At 13.9% G+C, this 288-nt stretch carries 1 protein-coding gene; it reads left to right on the forward strand.

Features of this window, described 5'->3' with window-relative positions; translation table 11 throughout:
• Nucleotides 1-131: 131 nt before the first annotated feature.
• Nucleotides 132-284, forward strand: coding sequence for a hypothetical protein (locus tag BUE91_RS07230; RefSeq protein ID WP_180370691.1), 153 nt, complete (start codon nt 132-134; stop codon nt 282-284).
• Nucleotides 285-288: the final 4 nt, after the last annotated feature.

Genomic DNA, 288 nt, shown 5'->3' on the forward strand with positions numbered 1-288 from the left:
TCCTAAAATAAATATACATGATTATATCATTAAAGTAAAAAATATTCAAATTCAATATTCTTTTCTAATTTATAAATTAATCTGTTGTTTTAGAAAGAATAATATATTATAATTAACGTAGAGGTGATATTATGTTTTTAATAATATTTATTTTAATATTGTTAGTAGGAATAGTAATGAGTATTTTAGGTTTATTAGGAATTATATTATCATTTATAATTACAATTATTTTTAATCCATATTTTTTAATTTTTTTAATAATAATGTTAATTTTAGGATTTTAATTTT

It is taken from the genome of Streptobacillus notomytis (assembly GCF_001902585.1).
In the GTDB taxonomy this organism is placed as follows: Bacteria; Fusobacteriota; Fusobacteriia; order Fusobacteriales; family Leptotrichiaceae; genus Streptobacillus; species Streptobacillus notomytis.

Coding starts and splice junctions, on each gene's coding strand:
- BUE91_RS07230 (WP_180370691.1), top strand. CDS start 132: ATGTTTTTAATAATATTTATTTTAATATTGTTAGTAGGAATAGTAATG.